Here is a 26717-nt window from a genome sequence, read left to right on the forward strand (position 1 = left end):
TTAACTTAAACTATCCCCAGCGCCTCTCTCACCGCACCATGGAAGTCCACATTCGTTAGAGCAATGAATCTTCAATAACTTTTCTTCAAACCACATGGAAATGGGCGACGACGACTCCCAATTCTTGATTGCCATGAATAAAGGTAACGCGACAGGCGCCGTAATTGGAATTCACCGGTTTATCGACACCTTATTCAAGGCCTGATCAATAAGCGGGCGAAGCAAGTTTGCGCCCAATCTAGTCAAATGATTGTCGTCAAAATATAACGGCATTCCGGAATGCATGGCATAGCATTGCTGCAAGTCACAAAGATACTTTGAAGGATCCAGCAGCGTCAGACTTTGAGCTGAACTCACAAGCGCATTCGAAAATATGTCGCGTACAACAGCATTTCTTTCCAGATACATCTCTGGAGATAGCCGCGGAGGCTCTCGACCTAAAAATACATATCGTGGCAGGTCAGGATTGGAAAAAAGCTGTTCTGGAACAGGCTCGATAATGACAAGTTTTTTCCCTGGGAGCTTTTCAATGGTTCGCTGCAATCCGCGCCTGAACGTTCTCTCATTTTCTGCGACAGACGTTTCCCGCGATAAGTCGTCCAAGTAGTACCGGGTTCTTTCACCCAATCGATATCCAGTCGCGTATTCCGACCATTCAGATGCCATCAAAACTAAAACTTGATCTGATGATGCAGCGATTTGATCATAATAAGCCTTCACGATTTCCGTGCAATCGCTCTTGATGTAAGACACGACTCCGTATAGGGGTACACATCGATTTGCGCTGAAAAATACTCCCTTCAATCCTCTGGATCGGAGCGCTTCATCAAACACCTCGTAAAGCATCGCGGCATGGCTATCGCCGACGAGCGCAACCGTAGTTTTTTCCGCATTTAGATTGCCTAGCAAACATGCGTGGCCCGCTTCGATTTTCTTGACCGAAACTCCCTTGTTGCAGCCATGTGCGTTAACCCGGAGGTCAGCGTACGGGAAATTCAACGCGTTTACTTCATCCGAAAATCTTCCCCTCCAGCCATCCGAGAGATAAGCAGATAATCCAACGATTAAAGCGCAGCCCATGCATGAAAGAGCAGAGATGAATAGGGCCCTGCGCTTCATCCCAGGCTGTTTCTTTCTGAAGGGGGCCTCGATAAATCGCCAGGAGATGGTTGCAATGAGGGCAGAGAGGCCAATTAGCACGATTGCTCCCCAAGTCGGCAATGGATCTATATTCAGATATTTGGCAAATACAATCAGAGGCCAATGCCAAAGGTAAAGCGAGTACGAAATCAAACCGATGAGCACCAATGGCCGACTGGCCAAAAGCCGATTTATTGCTGGCTGGGTTTCAGCGCCAGCATGGATAATCAGTCCAGCTCCAATGCATGGCAACAGCGCATACGCACCCGGGAATGGGGTCTGATCTGTCAGAGCTACCGTACACCATGCAATCATTCCGAAACCCAGCAAGCTCGCTACCTCGCGTAGAGCCTGACCAGTTATCGGAGGAACTATCGAAAGCGCAATCATGGAACCCAGCAATAACTCCCATACGCGCGTTGGCGCAAGGAAGAATGCCGCCGTCGGATAGTGCTGTACAGAAAAAATATTCAGAAGCAAGGAAACAAGCAAAAGCGGGAGGATATACAAGGCCCAACGGCTTTTCCCCCACTTATAAATGCCCCAGAGCAATAACGGTAAGAAAATATAAAATTGTTCTTCAACCGCTAACGACCAAGTATGAAGCAATGGCTTCATCTCAGCTGGGCCATCAAAATAGCCTGCTTGGGTCCAGAAAAGAATATTGGACGAAAACAGTGTTGTTGCAATAACGCTTTGTCCAAACTCCTTAAAATATGCAGGAGTAAAAATTACACTCGCAACAACAATAGTAAAAAGCAAAACTCCAAACAGTGCAGGGAAAATGCGACGAATTCTACGCTCATAGAAAGATGCAATAGAAAAGCGACCCGAATGCAAGTCATTCAGCAATATGGACGTTATCAGATACCCTGATATAACAAAAAAAACGTCAACTCCAACATACCCACCACTGAACGCATCAATGCCAGCGTGAAATAGTACTACCGGCAAAATAGCTACTGCGCGTAAACCATCAACATCTGCACGATAACGCATAGAAATACCCTTATTTCGCGTTTCTGAGTTAGGCATTTCTATAGTTTGACTTCTTGAAATACCAGCAAGCTACCCACGATTTATTTTAATTAAAAGCGGCAGTATAAAAAACATTAAATTGCAATAATCGATGCGATTTATTCAATATTGCTGAACACTTGAGAATTCCTACTATATGCTGGCCAAACTCAAATAAATAGTTTGCGAATCTAGCATTCCCCTGGGGCTCCTGAAAGGTCTCGTGCGGGGACACACCTCACGAGTCGGCATCTCTTCACACTTGAGTGCGAAGCTCCCCAAGCAATTGCTGGAATAAAGCGCACATAGTTTGCGACAAGCAGCTAGATTAAGGCACTCGTATCTATAGCCTCGTCACTCACCACGGTTTTGGATTCGACGCAATCCAGAGAAGGCCATGGAAAATCCATCAAAAATGTCCCGCCGAAAATTCCTGCTTGGAGCCAGCGCAGTTGCCTCTGGATTAGTCCCGGATTCCGCACTGGCCTCCAGCGTTGGCAACGATGCGGGTTCCAACGAGCCGCCAATACGCTCAAGCGTGGTCATCCGCGTGAAGGAACTGGGTGCAGTCGGAGATGGCAATGCAGATGACACCGCTGCATTCCAAGCCGCGATCGACAAGGTAGCGCCGACAGGAGGGGAAATACTGGTTGACCCAGGCAGCTACAAAATCACTAAAACCCTTCGCTGGATCAATCCAAGAAATTCACGGGCGTCTGGAATATGGATAGTAGGCGCCGGGTACGTCACCACACGAATTCTTTCTTATGTACAAGAGGGCCCGTTGCTGCAAGTACGCGGCGTGCCTGTCAACGGCCCGGTCAGTACAACATTCTACTGGGGCGGCGGCATCGAGGGGATTGATTTTTCTGGCGAAAAAGGTGGCGCCAAGGATCATGATGCGCTCGATATCCTAGGTTGGTACTACGCAAGGATTCGCAACTGCAGGATCACCAAGTTCAGCAGACACGGAATCTATGGTCGCGTCGATCTGAATATCAATAGCAATCCTGACTTTACCAGTTCCATAGTCACAGTCGAGGACAGTGCTTTCGAATACCTGGGTGGCAAGGGCTACTGCGGCGCGTTTATCGGCAACCCTGCGTGGCGGTGGACTCGCTGTGGTTTTTCCTTCTGTGCCCAAGGCGCAGCTCTGGTCACATCAGCCGGACACACCTTCGACACCTGCTCATTTCAAGGGAGCGGATACTTCAACGACAAAAGAGTGGCTCCAGGAGAGCAGGCACATCTCACGATCGGCCAATTGCGCGGCAGCATCGCCAGGATAGATGTGTTCAACTGCGAATTCGATTTTGCGAAATCAGCGCATCTGTATATCAACAGCCTAGCAGTGGGCCACATCCACGACAATCGTTTCATCTTCAGAAGCTGGGGAACCGAGGAAACAACTCCCAAGGAATCCATTGTCCTCGCCAACGACGGCGCTGAGGCTGCGGCAAAAAATATCACCTTTGAGCGCAATGTATTTCGCGTCGGAGCTACGGGGGATCTCACTCTGTTCCGCTGGGCCAACACCGCTAATGTCCAGGACATTACCATCATCGGCAATCTTGTTTCCGATCAGACTGGGGGGAAAGCCAAGATCCACAAATACATCGGATACGACCGCGCTGACTTCAATAAGCGTCAGAATTTCATTATTCAGGATGGGGCTGAAGGCTGGGTCTCGAAAGGCAAGTGGGATGCACTGCCGAATTCCAGCAAGGAATGATCGCGTTTCAGTCCCGCTGAGCCAGAGTTTCGATATAAAGTTTTTCGGTATCGGCTATGAAACGTGCAACTGAAAACGTGGCGTGGAATCGCTGTCGTGCACCCTCGCTCAGCAACTGATGCAACTGGCTATCCTGCAAAATCCTTGAACAGGCAACAGCAAGAGCCGGTGCGTCCCCTGTCGCTACATTAAGGCCAGATACACCATCTTGATTGACCCAGGAGGTTCCCGAGCCCTCGATCCGAGTCGCTATCAACGGAATGCCACGGCACATCGCTTCCAGCAGAACGACGCCAAAGGCCTCTGAACGCTCTACCGACGGCAGGCAAAAAACATGCGCGTGAGCCAGCAAGGCCGATAGCTCTTCATCAGAAACCCGCCCGGCCAGTAAAATTTTACGGCCTACGCCTGCGCCGTCGATCTGGGCCTGCAACGCTGAACGAAGGGGGCCATTGCCGGCGATGATCACGGCCGCGTCATCAGGCATCGCAGCAGCGGCATCGACCAAATGCTGGAAGCCCTTGTATGGCACCAGCCTGCCGACACTCAGAATCAGTTTGCGTCCACTTAGAAATTGGTCAAACGTATTCGCCAGCGCAGGACGCAGACCAAGACTGTCGGGCAACGGGATGCCAATGGGAACAACGCGTACCTTGTCGCGAACATATTGCAGAAGCTTTGACTGATTCAGATATGGAGGAGACGTGGCAATCACGGCATCAGCCCGGCGCAGCATTGCACGCTCCAGTGGGCGCACCACCTTGCCAAACCACCCCTTGTTCACCACATCGCTATGCCAATGCACGATTACGCGTGGACGCTTGCTGACAAATAAAGTCATCAGGCTGGCCAGAAGATTGGGCACATGGACGTGTACGACATCAGCAGCACGCGCCATGCGCAGCCCCTCACGCACATACCGCCAGCCCACAGGCTGCGATGCCCAAAAAAGGTCCATTGGAAAGCGATGAACCATTACTCCGTCCATTATCGCGGGCACCAACGCATTGCGCGCAAAGCATCCGACAGCAACATCGTGCCCAAGCCCGGCATGCCCCTGAGCTAGAACTTGCGTCACACTTTCAATGCCTCCAGTATCCGGAGGATAAAATTTTCCTAGGTGGACAATCTTCATAACGTATCTAAATGCTCAGGAAAGCCACGCATAGAGGGCAAGAAAGGAGTAAGCGCCCACCGTAAATGACCATAATTTTTTGAGCTTGATGCCCTGTGATCGCATGGTGATGATCTGCACCAGATAGAAAGTCAGCATGATCATCCCGTGGACTTTCACAAATGCAGACACCGAAACTCCAAGGCTCTTTATCACCCAGACGCCTATCGCCAGCATGGCAAACAAAGCCGGCATACTCCATTTCAGCACACGCCCTACAGTACCGAACCGGTTGTTGACCAGATCATTCAGAGCAATCGCCGACCAGAGAATCGCCTGGCTGAGCACCCACAGGAACTCCGCCCGGTAGGTCGCGACGGCATTCGCAAAGCTGGGGCCTAGCATCCACGCCAGCCAAGGACTGAGTATCCACACCGCGCACGCGCTGGCCGTAACAAGACCTATAATTGCCAGCAAGATGTTCTCGAGATTCGCCGTTTCTTCAACAAATACATTGCGAAATCGTGCAACGAGTATGACTTGATGCGCAATGATTGGTAACGCTGCCCCGCGTGACAAGACCGAATAACTGGCGGTCATTACGGGATCAGACAACCAGCCCATTCCCAAGCGCCCCGCAGAAGCCACCAGCGTGGCCACAAGGCCTGTGAGCATCAGTGGCACCCCTGCCTTCAAGGTGGGGATCCAGTCTTTGACACCTTGACTTATTTCCTGCCTGCCAATGCCCGCCACCATGCTCGATCCAAGGACCAAGGCACAGGCAGAAGCAGCGAGCCAAACCACAACACCGGTCTGCTGTGGCATCAGCAAACGCGCAAGTACTGCAGCCACGGCCATGGTTCCGAATAGGCTAGCGTCCGTTAACAGGGAAGCGTTCGCCCTTCCATCAGACTTTGCCTGCGTGCTGCGCAGTCCTTGCAGCGCAAGAACGCCGATGAGCAAAGCCACTTGCCATACTTCCGCCCGCGCACCAAGCATTGCCAGAACAGTGCCTGCGCAAAGCATCACAACTGCCAGATGCTGGATACGAATGCCATGTATGGACACTCCAGGCAACGAGGTTCCGACCATAACCACTGGCACAAGACCCGCGGTTCCCAAGGTCACCACATTGACCAATACGGCCGCGGTGGCGTATGCCCACTCAAGAATGCCGTACTCAGTCGCAGGCAAGACGCTGGCGAGCACAAGCGGGGCAATAAACAAGGTGCCCCGGGCAACTCCGAAAATCGCCAGGTAACGGAGGATGGGCAATAGCCTCCTCATTGCTCCTGACATTTTGGAATCTTCCTATAAACCCGTTCGCACAACCCAGCATCAGCAAGCGACTGGAGATCGGCGCGCGATTCAGGGGAAGCAGGGCGTGGCAACTTGCGGATCGCCGCGGAAACATAGAGCCCCGGCTCATCCAGGTCACGAGCAACGGTGGTACCCGCACCGACAATGACGCCGTTACCGATGCGAACGCCCATGCTGATGATGCACCCAGCACCGATGTAAACATTGTCACCAATGAACACTTTTCCATCGATCCGATAGCGGCCAGGACCCGAAGTATCGTGAACGTACCCATGCGTCCAGACCTGACAACCCACACCAGCAATCGTCGAGTAATCGCCGATGCTGATGCTAGTGGTGCAATCGATTCGATGCCCGCCAGTAATCTTGGCCACGCGACCCAAATAAAGGCGCGAAGGCCCGCTAGTCACCAAACCCTGCCGTCCTCGCACGATCTTATTTGCGTTACCGATCGCACCTTGTGGCGCCAGATCAATGGAAATCGGGCCGAGAACCACATTCTGGCGACCGATGTACGCGCGCTCCCGCAGCACCAAGCGCTTGACCACCAACAGGTTCAGATGCCCGACTCGCGTGTGCTGATCAAGACAGATTTTATCCACCCACAGCAGGGAGAACCCGATGCGAGCGGACGCCGCGACACGATGCCCTAGCAAACGTAAAACGGGCCGCAGGAAGAACGAAGGCAGCAGCACGGCAGCCAAAGCCGTAAGGAGTTTTTTTGGAGACTTTCGCATCACTGGCAAAAGTAAAAACGATTGATCCAAGGATCAACCTTGATACCGGGAGCATACTCACCAAGCTCCCTCAAGGTCGCCACAGGTTTTCCAGGGCCATATGGCAGCGAGTACATGCTGTAAACCGCTTGGAACATCAGTCGTCTGCCCTGTTTCACTGGCTGCCCCTTGTGAATGCCAAACGTGTCCTCAAGAAACGCCTGGCCGGGATGCCCAGTCAGGCATTTAATGTTCTCGATCCCAAACACGCTCTCAACTTCCTGGTCTGTAAACCGGCGAATCTCACGTAATTTTTCGCTTTCAACAGAATTCGTCACATACTTGTGCGGGCCATTGTCGGGACCAACATCGCTCAAGCATACGAACAGCTTTAAAAACCGCCAGTCATCGACATCGCGGTGAAAGTTTTCCGCTTGCTGGGCGCCTATTTCCGTAGGATAGCTCCACCACACTGCAAGATAAGCCAGCGTGGGTTTGCATCCCAAGTATCGACCTGCAATATCAAGGATTTCCGGATCGTTTGCGACGGCCAGCAGTCTTGGCGCCAAAACGATGTCCCGGGCCTGATGATGTGCCACATGACTCAAGGGGTGTCGACGTTCGCTATCCGGCAGGAAACTCCCGTTTTCGGGACGGTAGGCGTCCCGTACTTCATGCCGCAGGAAATACTCCATCAGGGCATCGCAATCTTCCGCGCTCAGCATGTCACGCAGCCTGACCAATCCCGAAGTGAGCAACGCCTGTAGAGCCTGACCAACATTTGGCGAAATCTCTGCCTTCAAAGCATGCGGCGGCCGGAAACGCGCCATTAAACGAGTAACCGCCCGGCGGCTGACGGGGCCAATAACGCTCCTTTGCAGATAGAAACGCCACCATCGAAAATCCCGCCACACGAGGCGCAGATGCCGCATTTTTGAGGATAGGCTCATGCCACTATTACTCTGTGCACATTTTCCCCACAGCACACTTTACTTTTTCCATATTTACTCGTTCAGTCATGTCGCTGCACCTTCAAGACAAACAGAATGCCACCAGCATCAGAAGCGATATCGTCATTCAGCCTTCTGGAAAGTCTTGACAACTTTTGCCGGGTTCCCGGCAACGACAGCATAAGGTGGCACATCCCGAGTCACCACAGCGCCAGCGCCAATAACAGCATATTCGCCAATAGTCACCCCGCTCAACACCATGGAACGGGCACCCAGCCAGACGCCCTTGCGTATAACGATGGGACGCGTGTGGTGGCGATATGGTGGATTTCCATCGAATATCAGGCCTGCGGTTTCAATGAATACGCCCTTTGAAATCCTGACGCGATCCTCCAGGATGATTTTGCCTGCGGCACCAAGGGTTGTCTCAGGTCCGATCACCACCCCTCTGCCAATCTCAAGCCGTTCCGGATACTTGATCTCAACGCTCCAATGACATACCGAATCCTGTCCAGCCGTTGGACACAGCGCACGGAACCTGAGGCGACTGTATACCCACATGACCTTTTTTAAAATTTTCTCGACACCCAACAACAACCATCTTAGCGGCCCGTGCCCGGCAAGAACGGATTCCATACACTTGATCTGGATTGCGAGAGACTTGCTCATAAATTGAGGGCTGCCAACGATAGGGTTTCAGATAAATTCAGGGATGCGCCCGCGGCGCATCCTGAACGGTCAAATCCTGTTCCGAGGGTGTTGCCATAGCGACCAGCCGCGGAGTCATTTTCGTTCCAGGAAATTTTGAAATCAGGATAAACACGATAAAAGCATTGATGGCATATATGCCTTGAGCGCCGATGAATAAATTGACCGTAGGCATCATCAGGATAATCAACGCCATGTAGAGATACAGCGGCGTCACATAAACATTGCCATTGATCATGGCATTGGATGCCCTTGCAGCAAGGAAGCCAAACAGCAGCATGAATATCAGGCCAAAATATCCAAAATCCGCCCATAACGGCCCAAAAAAGCTGGTGAATATCCCAGCCCGCACGTAGACATCCTCAGCCTCGGGAATCGGGATATTTGCCAATTGCAGGATATTCAGTGTTTTGACATAGGGGAAGAAGAACTGGCTACCCCAGGTAAACAACTGGGAATCACCGCGATCCCATAACAAGCAGAATTCAGGAATGCCGTGCAGCAAATACTGGCTGAAGTTAGTCACGGTCAGCAGGGCACCAGTAAAATAACTCCCACTCTGCTCAATATAGGCCAATAGATTTGCACTGGGTTGCACTGTGAAAGCGTAGCCAGAGTTGAGGATGCTGTATGCAAGGTCATGCCCCATGCCTTCAAGGCGAGTCGCGAAAACCACGGCGGAAAGCGTTACTAGGAACGCCAGAATACCCACTGCCACCAAAACCATCTTGCGTACGATCAGACGTCCGCCATGTACTGCATGGCTGATTAGCAGATAGATCAGCAATCCAGAAACCAGCATCTGCGAGCGCGAGAGCAACAACAGCGCATCAACCGCGGGGAAAATAAACAGCAGCGCCGCAACTACACGTCTAAACCTCAGGCGCTTCACCCTGTATATCGACAGATCAACAATCAGTGGGATCAGGCTGAAGGGATAGAGCAGGCCCGCGATCACCGAAAACGGACCCGAGGCAGCGTCATTCAACTCCTCTCTAGCGTCGAACAAACCTGCACCCAAGGATATGCCGCGAATAAAGTAACGGTCATAAACCTTCAGGCATGCCCCAATCAATCCTATGACGCAGATGATCCAGAAGACCTTTGAAGACATATCGCCACGCAGCTGTGGCATCTGCCGATACAGCGCGAGCGTGGTTCTTTTCTTGTTGCCCAGAACACAGCCTGCAATAAAAAAAACGTAGCAGGCGAATATAAAAGCCAAACCACCAAACGAAAGCGGCGCATCCAGATGCACCGGGGCCAATACCCAAAGCAGTAGATAGAAGCCCATCCCGGCGATTGCCAGCCCTGCCGGGTTATAGAGCATTTTCCTGCCCCCCGGATGAGTCTTGTTGCATGGCGGTCAACATCGTCCGCCCGCCAAGACACGCCTGCTGCAGTGCAGCCGCAACTAGATCCAGATTCTGTCGAGCAATGGCTTCGGGATAGGACACGGGGTCACTAATCATGCCGGGAAAAGACTGCCTGTACATTGAGCTAATCAAATTTGCGCCTAATTTTGCATTACCCCTGCCCCCTTCCTCGGATCGAAGAATCCTGTCGATCGCGTCATTGAGGCTCGCAACCGCAAATTCCGGAAACTGGCTGTTGATGATGGGATGCGCAAGCGAGAAACACCTGGCTGCTCCAAATACTGCCTCCAAGCCAATGGTTCCAGAAACCGTAATCGCTCCACTGCAGCGATTCAAGGCATCTTCCATGCTGGTATTCTTGGGGAGCAAAGTGATCGCAGGCGAACTAAGCTTGAGCAGCTCCTCGCAAACTTCATACTTGGCCTTGGGATTGACCTTTATCGCTACAACTACGCCATCCCCGGCCAGTTCGGAAATCCGGCGAATCAATCCGACCTGATCCCGGTAAGGTCTGCCCCATACATCGATATTGGCTTCCGGCTGCAACTGCAGAGGGTAAAGAATCACCTTGGCTCCACGCGGCGGGAGCGCCGCCAGCCGATCCCAACTTGCAAGGTTTGCCTTGACCTTGGCACCCAAGGCCAGTTTTCCCTGCGGAGAGGGCGTGTTATAGCGCTCTCCCATGCACCAGCCCGCTAACACCTTGGCTTGCTCCAATCTCAGCCGCAAGGCTTTTTTTGCCCTGGTCAACCGTCCACCCATATTCATGTAGAACGGCACTATTGAGCGAGTGGAGATCAATTCGGCAAGCGCCGATGCATCCTCCGCGGTCATTTCGTCACCACTGCCGCAGTGCACTTCTTGCGTGTCGTAGTCACAGATGAAGAATCGACCTGCCGGGTAGCGCGCCGCAACTGGATGCACATAACGAATGCCTCGATCACGGCACAAGTGCGCAGTGATGAGTTCATGGAACAATGCCACCTCGCCTATGACAAGATCGGGAGCCCAATCACTCAGGACCTCCGCTATCTTCCGGCGATAATACTCATAGTGAGTAGTGTTGCCAGCAAAATAGTTGGTATTCCTGTCGCTTGCGGAAATGGGCTGGAACCAGGGATCGGCCGTTGCCACCAGCTCGCTTTCACTCGGGAAATGGATGCGGTAAACATTCCGGCCACCGGGGCTGAATAGCGGGTTCTGCACCAGCCACGCAACCTGATGACCGAACTGTTCCAGGCGCTCGGCAATCAGCTCCCAGAACCATGTTTTCTGCCGATTCTCGATAAACAGGATTTTCATCCGCAACTACCTAGGCCTAGGCGCAAATGTGTGCCGACTCAAGCGAGCAAATCCCAATTCAGAGGGGTGCCTTTTTTTACATCGCGATTTAGCGACTTGCCCAGAAGTAATTCATAGAACTTTGGCGGCAACCCGCCCCCTGGCCTGATACAACGAAGGTTATCGACGGTTAAAGGCTCCCCCTTCTTAACATCCTCGGAAATGTACATCGACCTGCGGAACTGGAGTGATTTTTTCTCGGCATCAGTCGGGCCATAGCTGATTTGCCCCAGTGACAACGCAGCTCGTTCAGTTTCAACAACCAGGGCCGTCAACTCCTCTGGTTCCAACGAAAAAGCAGAGTCCACACCGCCATCGGCCCGATTTAGAGTGAAATGTTTTTCGATGACGCTAGCACCGAGTGCAACACTCGCAACCGCCACACCGATACCCATCGTGTGATCTGACAATCCAACCTCGCAACCAAAAAGTTGGCGAAGATGAGGGATCGTAATGATATTGGTATTTGCTGCTGCCGCAGGATAAGTGCTGGTGCACTTCAGCAGGATGATATCGCTTGCACCTGCTCCCCTCGCAGAGTCCACCGCGTCCTGAATTTCACCAATTGTTGCCATCCCGGTCGAAATGATGAGCGGTTTCCTAGTGGCTGCGCATTTTCGAATCAGCGGCAAATCAAGAATCTCGAAAGACGCGATCTTGTAAACCGGCACATCAAGTGTCTCAAGGAAATCCACTGCTGTAGCATCAAACGGAGAACTGAATCCGATCATGCCAAGCTCACGGCAACGATCAAAGATTGGCTTGTGCCATTCCCACGGGGTATATGCCTGCTTGTACAAATCAAAAAGCGAAGTGCCCTGCCATAGACTATCTTTATCCTTGATAAAGAATTCACCCTCGGCAAGGTCAAGAGTCATGGTTTCTGCGGTATAGGTCTGTATCTTGAGGGCATGTGCACCAGCCTTGGCCGCCGAATCCACAATCTCAATTGCACGCTCTAGGGACTGGTTATGATTCCCAGACATTTCCGCAATAACAAAGGGCTTATTGCCTGCTGAAACAACAAAATTTCCAATCTTCATAATTCACACCGGTATTCGTATTGATATTCGCTGTAGCCAGCTTCAGTAAATGCCGCAACTGAGGGCGTATTGTCTACATGTATCTTGGCAATGATCCAACGGAGCTTCGGGTATTCAGCAGTAAGCCAGCGCTGCCCGGCTCGCAACAATAGAGGGCCATAACCCTTACTAAGCTCGGTTGGGACCAGATATATAGAGACAGTTGTCTCTGTGGACATCAGGTCATCAAATCTAAGCACTCCGATAGCTCGACCATCTATTTCGCCAATCAGAAGTGCCCTGTTGGGATCTGAGAGCAGGGCTAAAAACCAGCGCTCGTGATCAACTCGTTGGATTTCCTGGCCATTACCCGAATAGCGCCGGACTTCTGGACTATTACGCCATTCATAGGTCGCCAATGCATCAGCTGCCGTGGCTCGGCGCAACGATATTCCCTCACCAAGCATGTGCAGCGCCACACGCTTTGCACCCTTACCATCAACGATACGGCCTGAATGATCCGATAACGCGTACAAGAGCTCTGGACAATGCAACGCCGTACTGATGATGTGGCTAAGTGTCTCGACAGTCACATCCTGACTACGTCCGAGGTAAAGAATAGCGCCTGTCTTGGCAAGGTCTTCCGAAATCTTCTCTTGATTTTCAGCAATAGAGATCACAATGCTCGGCAACCTAAGGGCAGATCGCTCCCAAGTGGTAGTGCCTCCAGCACCAATACTCAAATCTGCATTCCAGAAAATATTGGCTATCTGGTCTGTCTGGCAATGAAATCGCATGCGCACATCGGCAGCGCACCTAGAAGCAATTTGATCGCGATGTAAATTAGATGCGCCGACAATCACATCGACTTCAATATCTTCCAGCCCTACCAAATTCAAAGCATCGAGTGCTTTGGTAGTTTCATTGCTTGCGTCTGAGCCACCGAATGAAATTACAATCTTTCGTGCACCCTTACAAACAGATTTTTCGAGCTTTCGTAGAGCTGAAAATTCATCCCGCAACAGTGCATACCTAGGCCCTAAAAGCTGCCTACATTTAGCCGGCAGCAAACCTTGATAGCGGCGCTCAATCGTCTGAAAGAAATTCTGATCCAACAAAATATCGGCATCATGTTTGCGATCCGCGAGATCATCAATAACCATGATCTGCCCAGCCGAAATTCGCAGAGCCTGCTCCCAAGTTGCACTAAGTCCGTAATGGTCAACAATTAACCAATCCAGTTCGTAGCCAGCCTTCTTCAAAACATCAGCAGTTTGATTTGCGTCAATCTGCTCAGGAATCGAATTCCATGACTCCGCAACATCATTCGGAGTCGGCAGCGCATGAACAACAAATCCCTGCGTCCGAAGCCAATTGACTAGATCGCCGGGAAGCTCACGACAAATAAATGAAAGCTCGACGCCTTGGTCCTGCTTGAGCAAAGCCTTGGCCAGAGTCGCACATCGCACTACATGTCCCGTTCCAATGGAGACTGAGGCGTCGACTCTTATGGCAATGCGCATGTTGAAGAATCAGCGTACGCGGAACAGCGGTTGAAGCGGAGAACAACGAAGCAACTCGCCCATCTGCTTTTCATCCACAGCCCGCTTCAAGATTGGCAAGATTTCATCGTAGGCACTAAGCAGCGCCGCAATTTCACTGTCACCGTGCGAATAACTAATGTTGTGGCTGCCAAGGGTCAGAATTCCGCGAGCAAACATTTCCTGAAGATAAAGTGTTTTGATTTCCCACGACGAGTAGCCGTTGGCATCATTGATCAGGAAGAAGCTCCATGTGGGATGACCCGCGGTCTTACCTATATGAGCAACTCCATGCTTATCAATCAGCGCATTCAGTCCTTGAAGTAATTTTGTTCCCTGCAAAAACATCTGCTCGACTACAGGTTCACGTTGCAATTTCTGCATGGTTGCAAGAGCGGCTACTAGAGATAGTGTCTCGCCGCCAAAAGTGAAAGAGAAAAAAATCTCTTCCATCAGTTGCATAACATCGGCACGCCCTGCCACAGCAGAAACCGGATATCCGTTCGCGAGCCCCTTGCCAAAAGTCGCCAGATCAGGCGTCACATTGAAATATTCTTGAGCGCCGCCATTGGCATAACGGAATCCGGTAATGGTTTCGTCAAACACCAATAGAGCGCCATAGCGATGCGCCAGCGTCTTTACACCTTCCAGGAATCCCTTGCTCGGCTCTACTACGTTCATAGGCTCGAGAATTACCGCTGCGAATTGCTGCGGGTACTCAATTAATAGTTTTTCCAAACTTGCAAGATCGTTATAAACAAACGTGTGCGTCAGATCGCTAGTTGCCTTCGGCACGCCACGATTGCGTGCGGTACTGCCGATATACCAATCCTGCCAACCGTGGTAACCACAGACAGCCACTCGGTCGCGACCGGTATAAGCACGCGCCAATCTGATTGCGCCAGCAGTCGCATCCGATCCATTTTTGCCAAAGCGGACTTTTTCAGCGCACGGCACCATCTCAATGATTTTTTCTGCAACCAATGTTTCGATCGGGTGCGGCAAGCTAAAAATCACGCCGTCTTGCAATTGCTTACTTACCGCAGAAGTAACGTCATCGTCGTTATAGCCCAATGTAACGGCAGCAAGGCTGTTAATGAAATCGATATATTCGTTTCCATCGGCGTCCCAACTACGACATCCCTTGGCACGCACCATGAAATAGGGCGAAACCCCCAATGGGTATTGAGTTTTGCTCTTGCTGAAAGTTTGCGATCCCAACGGCATCGCCGCTAGCGCGCGTGCGAGCAACTCTTCTGATTTCTTGTATCTATTCATCGTATTAAACCTTACAGAATTCGTAATTCAAATTTATGCTTAGAAGAACTGCCACTGGCTCAAAAATATCTGTGCCTGAACGCTAAACTGCCTTGTCCTGAATGAGCGATTTTTTATAGCCCGCGTTGCGTTCAAAATCCGTGTTATGGGATTTCCAACGAGGATTCTGTTGTAGCCAATGCAGAATATCTTCAGTTGAGAAATCTGCTCTCAGTGGATACAACGCTTCATATATAGCGTTGACTAGTTCGAAGTCTTCCAATTCATCAACCGTCCACCTCAACTCCGAAAGATCCTGAATTGAGCGGAACTCCCCAAGCTTGAATATCTGCGGATTCTTGTAGATGAAGGGCGTAACGTGCTCACGCTCTGAGACCATTTTGGCATTGGCACCCGCTTCAACCAAAGCACTGTAACGGACTACCTCAACATCTAGGCCGTCAGGGAAACTCTGATTTAATGTGTTACTTGTATAGTCATTGCCATTACTCAGGTGCATCGAAATCACTTGGTCAATGATGTCTGGATCTGCAAGTGGGCAATCACCTGTTAGTCGCACTACATGCTCTGGAGCATAGGGCTCAGCAGCCTTGCAATAACGATCAAGTACGTCTGTCAGGCTACCTCTATAACAGTCAACGCCAAATTCAGCGCAGACCAGCGCCAACGGATCATCACTAGCTTCAGAACTAGTAGCTACAAGTAGTCGATCAATCTTCCGACTTCGACGCAGTCGCTCTATTTGGAGCATGAGCATCGGCTTACCCAAAATAGGGCGCAGCACCTTACCTGGCAATCGGGTTGAAGAAAGACGAGCTTGTAGAATCGCAAGAATCATTTGGGCTCTGGGCCATCAACAGTCTTTTGGACTGACGCCTCATCTTCACCGGTTGGCGAATATTCAGGGTTGAAGTAAGCCAAGCAAAGCTTGTCTAAGACTTTTCCGTTCCTTACGAGCTGACCCCGCAACGTACCTTCAAGTACCCAACCCGCCTTGAGGAGCATGAGCATAGACCCGTAGTGATCAGAATATGGGCCCGCACTGAACTTTCGGATTCCATACTCGGAAAATCCTACGCGCGTACTTAAAGCTGTGGCTTCAGACGCGTACCCTTTTCCCCAATACGCGCGATCACCAATGACTAGCGAGTAATCAGAGACGCCGTGCTTTCTAACTATTGGCCCAATCTTGACGTTGCCGATATGCAAATCACCATCTCTAGTGCACAACGCATACATAAAATATGACTGCGTTGCTAAGCCCTCCTTAAGATGGCGTATTGAGTCTTCGCGGGTTAAATCTAGTACTTCAAGAAAGCGGGTGACTTCTGGATCTTTGAACCAAGACAGATAACGATCATTGCAATCGTCCTCAGTCAAAGGACGAATGTAGAGCCGCTCGCTATAGTGGTAATTTTGCATTTCAGTCATCAGTTGTTCCTGATTAATTGGCTCTTAATCTTTGCACTCAAGCTTTTGCCGCCCATAACGATGGGTCGACAAGTGCAAGATCGTCACTATTCAAATCTTTGAACGCAGAAGTGGGTAAAGGCTCCGCTCGGGTCGCAGTCAAAATCTCTTCTAACTGCTTGCAGCTCTCTACGCCAATCACAACTTGATCAACCTGCGGCAAGTCGAGCGCAAAACGCAAAGCAGCCTGCATAGGAGTCAACTTGAGATCGCGGCAGCGTGCTTGAAAACGCTCTAGAACATCACGATATTTTGCAAGATGCCCAACAAGTTCTGCAGGATTTCCGATGGCAAAACCTTGAAGAAATATGGATCGAGCATGCACCTCGATTCCGCGAGACTTACAAATCTCCAGCAGTCCACTATCGATATGACGAGTATCGAATACATTCAATGGCAGCTGAATTAGCTCGACTGGATAACGTCGCAAAACCTCAAGCGCTTCAGTCGGGCCATAGGCCGAAAATCCGATGCGTTGTACGAATCCCCGCTCTCGCTGATCTTGTAATTTCTTCCAAATATCGTCTGCATTGGGGCCGAGCAAGTCCGCCGCACGATGAAGCAGCAATCCATATACGCGCTGCACTCGTAACCGTCTCAGGCTCTCAGAAAAGAGTTCGGTCGCGCGGTTCGCCAGATCATCGTTCAATGCAGGCAACTTAGTAACAACGCGAAAACGACTTGCTGCGTCCAGCGATCCGAGCACTGATTCGCTGTTTCCATAAGCATGCGCCGTATCAAGCAAATTTATGCCGGCTGCCTTGGCACGCTCCAAGATGTTGGCAGTCTCACTCTCAGTCACTTGACCATTGCGATTGAACGCGCCATAAGCGAGTCCAAACTGAACAGTGCCCAAAGCTAATTTCATGACAGAGAGGCTTTCACTTCAGCAACGACTTTTGTTAAATCTTTATCGGTCAGAGTTGGATACATTGGCAGGCTAATAGCTCGCGCGTAAAACTTTTCAGCCTCAGAAAAATCTCCGTCCTTGAATCCGAGATGCTGATAGTAAGGCTGCGTATGAACCGGAATATAGTGAACATTCACGCCGATGCCTCGCTCACGCAGGCCATCAAATACTTGGCGACGTGTTTTGCCGGACTCTTCTCTGATCTGAACAGGGTATAAGTGCAAAGCTGAACGCCCGTAGTCAAATCGGGTCGGCAATATGATTGGCAATTCCCGCAACTGATGATCGTAGAAATCAGCGATTTCGTGTCTACGTGCAACAAAACCGTCTATCCGTCGAAGCTGACTACATCCCAAAGCAGCCTGAATGTCAGTCATCCGATAGTTGTAGCCCAACGACAGCTGTTGGTAATACCAAGGACCATCTGCATCCTGGGTCATTTGCTCAGGATCTCGCGTAATCCCATGACTCCTGAGTTTACGCATTAATTCAGCAAGTACTTGGCTACGCGTAAGCGCCATGCCACCTTCAGCGGAAGTGATGATTTTCACTGGGTGAAAACTGAATACGCAGATATCCGCGTACTCGCAGTTGCCGACCTTGCCGTCTAGATAGTTAGCTCCAACCGCATGTGACGCATCCTCAATAATCTTGAATCCATATTGATCAGCGAGCTGCCGAATTTCACGCATTTCACAGGATTGCCCTGTGAAATGCACCGGAACCAAAACTTTGGGTAACCGTCCGATCTTCTCAGCGTCGGAAAGTTTTTGCGCGAGAGCCGAAACACTTAAGTTGTAACTGACCGGATCAATATCAACAAAGTCGACACTAGCACCGCAATAGAGCCCTGCATTCGCGGAGGCCACAAACGTAAGCGGCGAAGTCCATAACCAATCCCCGGGCCCCAAGCCTAGTGCCATGCAAGCGATATGCAATGCACTGGTCGCACTATTAACGGCAACAGCTTCCGCAACTCCGCAGTACGTAGCGAACGCAGCTTCAAATTCAGGGACAGCAGGCCCCTGAGTCAGCCAGTCAGACTTCAACGCCGATACAACAGCGTCAATGTCCTCCTGACTAATATCTTGGCGGCCGTACGGAATCATGCTTCGGCGAATTGATTGAAGGCAGCGACCTGCTCAACGTTCATGAAGTTAGGATTGCTGCCAGACTGGTATTCAAATCCAAATGGCACTGGTTTACCCAGTTCACCAAGCTTGTTGACGCTGTAATCAACATCGCTGTGGTGGAACTTAATTGTCGGCTTAATCACATAGTGATCATCGAATTCCAAAGTGAGATGTGAGTCATCTGCAGGACACATTACTTCGTGCAGCTTTTCACCCGGACGAATGCCGACCAGCTTGATAGGCAAGTCAGGCGCCATTGCCTTTGCCAAATCGACAATGCGTACTGAAGGAATTTTAGGGATGAAAATTTCGCCGCCGTGCATACGCTCAAAATTCTTAAGCACGAAATCGACGCCCTGCTGCAAGCTGATCCAAAAGCGAGTCATCTTCTCATCAGTAACCGGAAGATGATCTGCTTTCTCTGCAATCAATTTGTTGAAAAACGGGACGACCGATCCACGCGATCCAACAACATTTCCATATCGCACGACCGAAAAGATTGTCTGGTGCCCGCCAGCCATATTATTTGCTGCGACAAATAACTTGTCGGAGGCAAGCTTGGTCGCGCCGTACAAGTTAATAGGATTGGCCGCTTTATCTGTAGAAAGCGCAATAACTTTCTTGACGTTGCACTCAAGGGCAGCCTTGATAACATTTTCCGCCCCATAGATATTGGTGCGGATGCATTCAGTGGGATTGTATTCCGCTGCTGGGACCTGCTTGAGGGCTGCCGCGTGAATTACAAAATCAACGCCTTTCATCGCCTGACGCAACCGCTCGCCGTCGCGCACATCGCCAATGAAATAACGCACAGCAGGATGTTCACCATTCTGCTGCATCTCAAACTGCTTTAGCTCATCTCGCGAGAAAATGATCACTTTCTTGGGTTTATAACCGCCCAAGATTGTTTTTAAATACTTCTTTCCAAAAGATCCGGTACCGCCAGTAATAAGAACAACTTTGTCATTAAACATGCAATTCCATACCTTCAGATAATTCAATATAGATAAGGTGAATTTTCCTCGAGGCAAGTTACCAAATACTGCCTGCCAAGATCGAAACACCAGAGAAAAACTTCAGAAGCTCAAATCTCTAAAAAAAATTGGTCGTTTTGAACCTAAAATTAGTCAGAAATATGCTTCTTCTACTGACACATATTATAAACAGCTCGCATAAAAATAACGTAAATGGCGCTATACACCTCAAGTTACATTTCTCTTCGACCGAGAACATCTTGCTGCCACCATCCCTGTAACCCAACAAATATCCTTTTAAATCATGATTTAAAACAAAAAATAAATAATAAAATTAAAAGTATAGGAAGAGCGCTGTAGCACTAGAAAATATAAGATTTGTGTCGCCGAGCAGACAGCCACTTATAGAACGTGTAAGCGCCAATGAATCTCGGAAATCTACATAAATACCCTATCCACTCTTGCCATGGAGGATGCTGAATGTTGGCAGCAAGAAGCTGGCCATGGAATGTTTGCTAAGCCGGCAATTTTCCAACGAGCCGACCTTACCTGCTTAAGGCCATTTTCAAGTTGCGCCCTATGACCCCAGTCTCGCCAGGATTTCTTCACTCATTTTGTTCACTATCCCGATATCGTTACGAGATTCCACATTTAAACGAATCACTGGCTCTGTATTTGAGCCGCGCAAATTAAAGCGCCATTCCGGAAATTCAATACTGATCCCATCAGTCGTATCTACGTTGATCGCCGACTTTTTATAGGCCGCGGAAATCTCGGCAATCGCGAATTTGACATCCGCAACCGTGCGATTGATTTCACCACTCGCAGGGAATTTCTGGATGCGATCAAGTACTAGGCTTGAAAGCGGCATGCCCATTTCACAAACAAGTGCCGAGACAAGCAGCCAAGGAATATTGCCGTTATCGCAGTATGCGAATTCTCGGAAATAATGGTGGGCGCTCATTTCGCCCCCATAAATCGCATTTTCAGAGCGCATCCGCTCTTTAATAAATGCGTGACCTGTCTTTGACTGAATGGGGATTCCGCCAGCGGCCTCTACGATATCAATCGTATTCCAAGTCAATCTTGGATCATGAATAACTTTTTCACCCGGATGTTTTTTTAGCAACGCAGCGGCTAATAACCCGACGATGTAATAACCCTCGATGAACTCGCCCGTTTCATCAAACAAAAAACATCGATCAAAATCGCCATCCCAAGCAACTCCGAAATCAGCTTTGTGCAGGCGTACTGCATCGGAAGTTGCCGCGCGATTCTCAGGCAACAATGGATTAGGGATGCCATTTGGAAAATCGCCATCCGGCTGATGATGGATCTTGATAAATTCAAATGGCAGGTGTGACTCAAGTGCATCAATCACAGCACCTGCTGCCCCATTGCCTGCATTCACCACAATTCGTAAAGGCTTTAATGCCGCAACATCCACATAACTCAACAGATGCTGCACGTAACTATCGCGAAATGATTGCGCTGTCATTTTGGGCTCGCCCTGCGGCAGCACAGCATCTGAACTGGCCACTGCCGTCTCAAGCTCACGCAATCCTGTATCGCCCGAGATGGGTATTGCTCCACCTCTGACCAGCTTCATGCCGTTGTAGTCGATCGGGTTATGGCTCGCAGTGACTTGGATGCCGCCATCCACTCCGCTCTGTTGCGCAGCCCAATAAATTTCTTCGGTTCCACAAAGACCAATATCGATTACTTCAACGCCTTCATCGACAAACCCGTGAGCCAGAGCGTGCAGCAGCGACAAGCTTGAATGCCGGTTATCTCGCCCTAACGCAATCTTTGTAGGTCGAAATTTTCTAGCGTATGCCAGCCCCAATCGATAAGCGATATCAGGATTCAATTCATCCGGCACGCGTCCACGGATATCGTAAGCCTTGAAACACGGGAGTCGCGTTGTCATGTCGATACACGTCCGTACACATCTTCGAAGCGAACGATATCGTCTTCACCCAAATACGATCCTGATTGCACTTCGATCAATTCCAAAGAGCTTGTGCCGGGATTTTCCAGCCGATGCTTCTCACCAAGCGGAATATAAGTTGATTGATCTTCACCTAGCAGAAACACCTTTTCACCACAGGTAACTTGTGCAGTTCCCTTAACCACAATCCAGTGCTCAGCGCGATGGTGATGCATTTGAAGCGATAACTTGCAACCCGGCTTAACTATGATTCGTTTCACTTGGAAACGCTCACCTAACGCAATCGTCTCGTAGCTGCCCCATGGTCGATAAACCCTTGGGTGCTCCTGCGCTTCTGTACGCTTCAGCGCTCCAAGTTGCGCAACAATTTTTTTGACGTCTTGCACGCGATCACGTGTCGTGACCAATACAGCATCCTGTGTTTCGATAACGATGTGGTTATCAACGCCAGCCAATGTCACCAAACGAGATTCAGCATGAACCAGGTTATTACTTGCAGATTCGAGCAACACATCGCCGCGGCAAACGTTTCCAGCAGAATCTTTCGTCAGGTGCTCAAGGAATTGCCAACTGCCGACGTCATCCCAGCCGGCATCTAGCGGGATCATTGCTGCTTTACGGGTTTTTTCCATCACTGCGTAATCAATGGATTCCGCGCGAGTACGACGAAATGAGTCGGGATCTAGTCGAACAAAATCAAGATCACGCCGACTGCGGGTAACAGATTCCGCAGAAGCATCGAACGTTGCAGGCTCAAACTCCTTCATTTCCTCTAGAAATGAAGAGGCTTTGAACATAAACATGCCGCCATTCCAGAAGTACGCGCCAGCATTAATGTAAGCCTGAGCCGTTTCTGCATTTGGCTTTTCAACAAAGCGGTCAATAACAAAAGCTCCGCCTTCCAAGCTGTTGCCAGCCTGCATATATCCAAAGCCGATTTCTGGTCGTGTCGGCACAATGCCGAAAGTTACAATTTTCCCATCTGCGGCCACTTTAGTTGCGGCTCTTACGGCATCTTTAAAACGCACGACATCACGAATGACTTGATCAGCCGGCATCAATAACAAAAGCGCATCCGCTCCATATTTTTCAGCGACAAAGTGCGCCGCAACCGCCGCAGCAGGCGCGGTATTTCGCCCCTCTGGTTCTAAAATAATTGTTGCACCACCCAATCCAATTTCGAGCAATTGCTCAGCAACAATGAAGCGATGCTTATCGCCACAAAGCGCAATCGGAGGCTCAACACCATCGAGGCCTTGTGCGCGCAACGCTGTATCTTGCAGCAGCGTCTTATCACCAAGCAGCTTTAGGAATTGCTTAGGATATTGATCTCGAGACAGCGGCCACAGACGCGTGCCCGAACCACCAGCAAGAAACACTGGAACAATTTTAGTCATTGAAATTCACTGTTCATTTGCTGAATCTATTACTTACAAACGCCCATCTACATCGGCCTTAGGCAACGCGCCCTTGATGTCGTACAACACGCTGCGACTATTACCCAGATTGCGTACACCTTCGCTACCCATCGCCTTGAATTCGTTGTGCGCAACAGCAAGCACGATGGCATCGTAGATATGAGGCTGGGGTTTTTCTGGCAGAAGATTGAGCCCGTATTCAGCCTTCGCTTCAGCAACATCTGCCCATGGATCGTAAATATCCACAACTGATCCATAACTCTCAAATTCTCTGACCAAATCAACTACGCGAGTGTTGCGCAGATCTGGGCAGTTTTCTTTAAATGTCAGCCCCAGCACCAACACGCGACTGCTCTTAATCGCATGACCTTTAGCGATCATCAACTTTATAACTTCAGCAACAACATGCTGCCCCATCGCATCGTTGATACGGCGGCAGGCCAATAAGATATCTGGGTAATAGCCGACAGATTGGGCTTTTTGAATCAGGTAATACGGATCCACGCCAATGCAATGTCCACCAACCAAGCCCGGGGAAAATGGCAGGAAGTTCCACTTTGTTCCGGCTGCCGCCAATACTTCTTGTGTATCAATACCAAGGCGATGAAAAATTAAAGCGAATTCGTTAATCAAAGCAATATTCGCATCGCGCTGAGTGTTCTCGATCACCTTAGCCGCTTCAGCAACCTTAATGCTCGGGGCTTTATGGGTGCCTGCGGTAATGATGCTGCGATAAAGTTGATCGACAAGCTCAGCTATCTCCGGCGTTGATCCTGATGTGATCTTGACGATGTTGGTCAAGTGGCGCTGTTTATCACCTGGATTAATACGCTCTGGGCTATAGCCACAGAAAAAGTCCTGATTGAATTTCATACCCGATACTCTTTCAAGCACGGGCACACAAATCTCTTCGGTAGCTCCGGGGTAAACCGTGGACTCATAGATCACGGTAACGCCCTTCTTCATGACGCCACCGATCGTTTCACTCGCCTTGATCAAGGGCATGAAATCGGGTCGTTTTGTAGCATCGACCGGCGTGGGCACGGCGACGATAAAGACATCGCAATCAGCAAGCTCGCTAGCGTTGGCTGAAAACGTAAGGTGCGTTGCCAACTTTAATTCGTCGGCACTCACCTCGAGCGTGTGGTCAATTCCTGAACTTAAAGCAGATACACGGCTTGCACTGACATCAAATCCAATAATTGCCTGGCGCTTTCCAAACTCCACAGCAAGCGGGAGGCCGACGTAGCCAAGGCCGACAACAGCAAGCTTGCCACTGAAGAATGAGCTCACAACCTGCTTCCTATCGTTTTAACAATGCAAAACATATCGCGCACGACTCATGGCCGTGCGACGACACTGTATTACTTACTGGAAGACCGCGTGCGCTTTGAGGTATGCAAACGTTTTGAAGCTGAAGGCTTAAGCACCATAAAACGTGGCATGCGGAATTGGATCAGTCTGCGATACAGAATGACGTAACTAATCGCGAACAAAAACGAGAAGCCCATTAATGCGGGCGTGTTGTTCCAGAACAGCATTGCGGGCACCGCGCAAAATACAGCTAATGCCCACAAATAGAGTGAGGTAAAAGAGTTGCGCATCAAACGATGATGCGGATCTTTGCTGCTGCCGTAACGCTTCATTAAGCGACGATAGATCAGCTGGTGTAGATGCAATGCGTCGGGCTGGCCAATTTGAGCCAAGCTACGTAGAGCTCGGCGGAACACAGAGAACAGGGTTTCCCAGACTGGGTACATTACCAACAGCAACGGGCACCATGGTGAAACTTCTGGATTGCGTACCACTAGCATCATTGCCAGTTCTGCAATCACAAAGCCCAAAAGATATGCTCCGGCATCGCCCATAAAGATGCGACCGAACGGGAAGTTCCAAACCAAAAATCCAAGCACGGACGCCGCCGATATCAATGCAATTTGCATGACCAGCACATCACCCACTTGGCTGGCCACTACGGCCAACGATGCCAATACAACGATTACAAAAAATCCGCTGAGACCGTTGTAGCCGTCGATGATGTTGATCGCATGTGCAACGCCGCCTGCCGCAACTAAGGTCAGCACCAAAGCAAACAACGGCCACATGGCAAGCAAGGTATCAACGCCGGGGATATCAAGTCGATGCAAACCAGCATCTAGCAGCCACCAGCCCAAACCTGCGGCAACCATCGTCATCACCAAGCGTGGCAATACACCTGCACGACGTGTGATGTCTTCTAGCAACCCAATACCAAATGCCGGCAGGGTGCACAGAATCACATTGGCAAATGTTTGCTCGCCGTCATGCATCCCCCATGACAGGAGTAACAAGCCAGAAAAGAATGAGATAAAAATTGGGATGCCTCCGAGTCTCGGCACCCAGTGATCATGAAACTTCTGTACGCCGCTCGATTCGTCTCCACCAAATTTAAGTTGGTGAGCCATACGAATCGTTAACCAGCAGACCCAAAAGCTAGTTAGCACCGCAAAAAAAACAAAGCCCCAGATCATTTGTATGTTTGTTCGTCAATTAATAATTAAGAACACGCTGAGTTACTCAACGCTCGACCACTCTATGCGCATCTGACGACTGTGTTGTAACGAACACCTCAAACAGCGGAATTATCCTACAGACCGACATGCGAGCAGCATCCCCCCGTTAGGGGGTCTCGTCTATTTCCTTCGTTTCTGGTGGCAGCAGGTCTTCGCGCGATACGCCCAGGGCGACGGCCAAGCCGGTGGAGACGTAAATTGATGAATACGTCGCAACGATCACGCCAACAATCATCGAGATCGAGAAGCTGTGTACGCTGGGGCCGCCGAGCAAGAACAGTGCGGTACACACCAACAAGGTTGTAACGTGGGTAATGATCGAGCGAAGCAGCGTCTGGTTCACTGACAAATTCACGATGTCGTAAATGGTGCCTTTGCGCTGGTTGATCAAGTTTTCGCGAACGCGGTCGAAGATAACGATGGTTTCGTTATTGGAGTAACCGATCAGCGCGAGGATTGCCGCCAGCGTGGTCAGATCAAATTCAACTTGGAATATCCACAGAAAGCCAACCACCATCAAGGCATCGTGAACAAGCGCAGCAATAGCGCCAACTGCAAACTTCCACTCGAAGCGGAACATGATGTACAGCGCAATACCGATGAACGCGAACACCATCGCCAAGCTGCCATTAACCGTCAGCTCATCACCCACCTGCGGACCGACAAACTCAATACGACGCAGCTGCACACCCTTCTGCTCCGCGCCCAGTGCCTGCAACACGCTGGCGCTGATCGCAGATGAATTCTCTTTCTCTTCTGGTGCCAGACGAATCAGCACTTCTCGCGTGCCGCCGAAGTACTGCACGATCGGGTTGTGGTAACCACCCGCCTTGAGATCATTGCGTACGGAATCGAGCTCAATGTTCTGCGGATAAACCACTTCAACCAGCACACCGCCAGTGAAATCGATGCCGAAATTCAGATTGCGGCCCAAGTGAAGGGCGCCCAACAACATCATCAAAATCACGCCGATGCTGAGCAGCGAAGAAACCCACAGACCAGCTTTGCGCTGGGCCATGAAATTGAAATTGGGGACTTTAGCGAAAATTCTCAT

At 50.2% G+C, this 26717-nt stretch carries 22 protein-coding genes; 1 reads left to right on the plus strand and 21 read right to left on the minus strand.

Annotation, left to right across the window (positions count from 1 at the left end):
- Nucleotides 1–171: 171 nt before the first annotated feature.
- Entirely contained in the window at nt 172–2139 is a 1968-nt protein-coding gene (locus CJD38_RS06865; RefSeq protein ID WP_161554180.1) for an acyltransferase family protein, read from the minus strand.
- Between the two features lie 415 nt (nt 2140–2554).
- Between CJD38_RS06865 and CJD38_RS06870 the strand changes: the two genes are divergently transcribed.
- The gene (locus CJD38_RS06870) at nt 2555–3889 is read left to right on the plus strand and encodes a glycosyl hydrolase family 28-related protein (RefSeq protein WP_107939556.1); all 1335 of its coding nucleotides are present in this window, start codon (nt 2555–2557) and stop codon (nt 3887–3889) included.
- Nucleotides 3890–3896: 7 nt separating this feature from the next.
- Here CJD38_RS06870 and CJD38_RS06875 read toward each other — a convergent pair whose 3' ends face one another.
- The 20 genes from CJD38_RS06875 to secF all read right to left on the minus strand — a co-directional run bounded on the left by CJD38_RS06875 (nt 3897) and on the right by secF (nt 26717).
- Complete coding sequence (locus CJD38_RS06875) at nt 3897–5024, minus strand: glycosyltransferase (RefSeq protein WP_107939557.1); 1128 nt, start codon at nt 5022–5024, stop codon at nt 3897–3899.
- 15 nt (nt 5025–5039) lie between these two features.
- Complete coding sequence (locus CJD38_RS06880) at nt 5040–6278, minus strand: hypothetical protein (RefSeq protein ID WP_146165938.1); 1239 nt, start codon at nt 6276–6278, stop codon at nt 5040–5042.
- An 8-nt stretch (nt 6279–6286) separates the two neighbouring features.
- On the minus strand, nt 6287–7060 hold the full coding sequence (locus CJD38_RS06885) for an acyltransferase (protein WP_107939559.1): 774 nt from the start codon (nt 7058–7060) through the stop codon (nt 6287–6289).
- Nucleotides 7060–7989, minus strand: a complete 930-nt coding sequence (locus CJD38_RS06890) for a phytanoyl-CoA dioxygenase family protein (RefSeq protein ID WP_107939560.1) — start codon at nt 7987–7989, stop codon at nt 7060–7062. Before CJD38_RS06890 ends, CJD38_RS06885 begins: the two co-directional genes overlap by 1 nt.
- Nucleotides 7990–8112: 123 nt before the next feature.
- Nucleotides 8113–8658, minus strand: a complete 546-nt coding sequence (locus CJD38_RS18770) for an acyltransferase (RefSeq protein ID WP_107939561.1) — start codon at nt 8656–8658, stop codon at nt 8113–8115.
- 37 nt (nt 8659–8695) lie between these two features.
- A complete protein-coding gene (locus tag CJD38_RS06900; protein WP_107939562.1) occupies nt 8696–10027 on the minus strand; it encodes an O-antigen polymerase in 1332 nt (443 codons plus the stop codon).
- Entirely contained in the window at nt 10017–11375 is a 1359-nt protein-coding gene (locus tag CJD38_RS06905; RefSeq protein WP_107939563.1) for a hypothetical protein, read from the minus strand. Before CJD38_RS06905 ends, CJD38_RS06900 begins: the two co-directional genes overlap by 11 nt.
- Nucleotides 11376–11413: 38 nt before the next feature.
- The gene (gene pseI, locus CJD38_RS06910; RefSeq protein WP_107939564.1) at nt 11414–12457 is read right to left on the minus strand and encodes a pseudaminic acid synthase; all 1044 of its coding nucleotides are present in this window, start codon (nt 12455–12457) and stop codon (nt 11414–11416) included.
- Complete coding sequence (gene pseG / locus CJD38_RS06915; RefSeq protein ID WP_107939565.1) at nt 12454–13959, minus strand: UDP-2,4-diacetamido-2,4,6-trideoxy-beta-L-altropyranose hydrolase; 1506 nt, start codon at nt 13957–13959, stop codon at nt 12454–12456. The genes pseI and pseG overlap by 4 nt, the downstream gene beginning before the upstream one ends.
- Nucleotides 13960–13968: 9 nt before the next feature.
- The gene (locus CJD38_RS06920; RefSeq protein WP_107939566.1) at nt 13969–15255 is read right to left on the minus strand and encodes an aminotransferase class III-fold pyridoxal phosphate-dependent enzyme; all 1287 of its coding nucleotides are present in this window, start codon (nt 15253–15255) and stop codon (nt 13969–13971) included.
- Between the two features lie 82 nt (nt 15256–15337).
- Nucleotides 15338–16093, minus strand: a complete 756-nt coding sequence (locus CJD38_RS06925) for a cytidylyltransferase domain-containing protein (RefSeq protein ID WP_107939567.1) — start codon at nt 16091–16093, stop codon at nt 15338–15340.
- Entirely contained in the window at nt 16090–16686 is a 597-nt protein-coding gene (locus tag CJD38_RS06930) for a GNAT family N-acetyltransferase (RefSeq protein WP_107939568.1), read from the minus strand. The genes CJD38_RS06925 and CJD38_RS06930 overlap by 4 nt, the downstream gene beginning before the upstream one ends.
- Before the next feature lie 37 nt (nt 16687–16723).
- Entirely contained in the window at nt 16724–17593 is an 870-nt protein-coding gene (locus tag CJD38_RS06935) for an aldo/keto reductase (protein WP_107939569.1), read from the minus strand.
- The gene (gene pseC, locus CJD38_RS06940) at nt 17590–18744 is read right to left on the minus strand and encodes a UDP-4-amino-4,6-dideoxy-N-acetyl-beta-L-altrosamine transaminase (RefSeq protein WP_107939570.1); all 1155 of its coding nucleotides are present in this window, start codon (nt 18742–18744) and stop codon (nt 17590–17592) included. The genes CJD38_RS06935 and pseC overlap by 4 nt, the downstream gene beginning before the upstream one ends.
- Nucleotides 18741–19742, minus strand: coding sequence for a UDP-N-acetylglucosamine 4,6-dehydratase (inverting) (pseB, locus tag CJD38_RS06945; RefSeq protein WP_107939571.1), 1002 nt, complete (start codon nt 19740–19742; stop codon nt 18741–18743). The genes pseC and pseB overlap by 4 nt, the downstream gene beginning before the upstream one ends.
- A gap of 577 nt (nt 19743–20319) precedes the next feature.
- Nucleotides 20320–21672 carry a phosphohexomutase domain-containing protein gene (locus CJD38_RS06950; protein WP_107939572.1) on the minus strand — a complete coding sequence of 451 codons (1353 nt, stop codon included), beginning with the start codon at nt 21670–21672 and terminating at the stop codon, nt 20320–20322.
- Nucleotides 21669–23072 (minus strand): mannose-1-phosphate guanylyltransferase/mannose-6-phosphate isomerase, encoded by a 1404-nt coding sequence (locus CJD38_RS06955; protein ID WP_240783549.1) that lies wholly within the window; start codon nt 23070–23072, stop codon nt 21669–21671. The genes CJD38_RS06950 and CJD38_RS06955 overlap by 4 nt, the downstream gene beginning before the upstream one ends.
- A 51-nt stretch (nt 23073–23123) precedes the next feature.
- Nucleotides 23124–24404: a Vi polysaccharide biosynthesis UDP-N-acetylglucosamine C-6 dehydrogenase TviB gene (tviB, locus tag CJD38_RS06960; RefSeq protein ID WP_107939574.1), complete on the minus strand. Its 1281-nt coding sequence runs from the start codon at nt 24402–24404 to the stop codon at nt 23124–23126.
- A gap of 71 nt (nt 24405–24475) precedes the next feature.
- On the minus strand, nt 24476–25555 hold the full coding sequence (locus CJD38_RS06965) for an MraY family glycosyltransferase (protein WP_206362907.1): 1080 nt from the start codon (nt 25553–25555) through the stop codon (nt 24476–24478).
- A 214-nt stretch (nt 25556–25769) separates the two neighbouring features.
- On the minus strand, nt 25770–26717 hold the full coding sequence (gene secF / locus CJD38_RS06970; protein ID WP_107939576.1) for a protein translocase subunit SecF: 948 nt from the start codon (nt 26715–26717) through the stop codon (nt 25770–25772).

The sequence above is a fragment of the Stenotrophobium rhamnosiphilum genome, assembly GCF_003052265.1.
Lineage (GTDB): Bacteria > Pseudomonadota > Gammaproteobacteria > Nevskiales > Nevskiaceae > Stenotrophobium > Stenotrophobium rhamnosiphilum.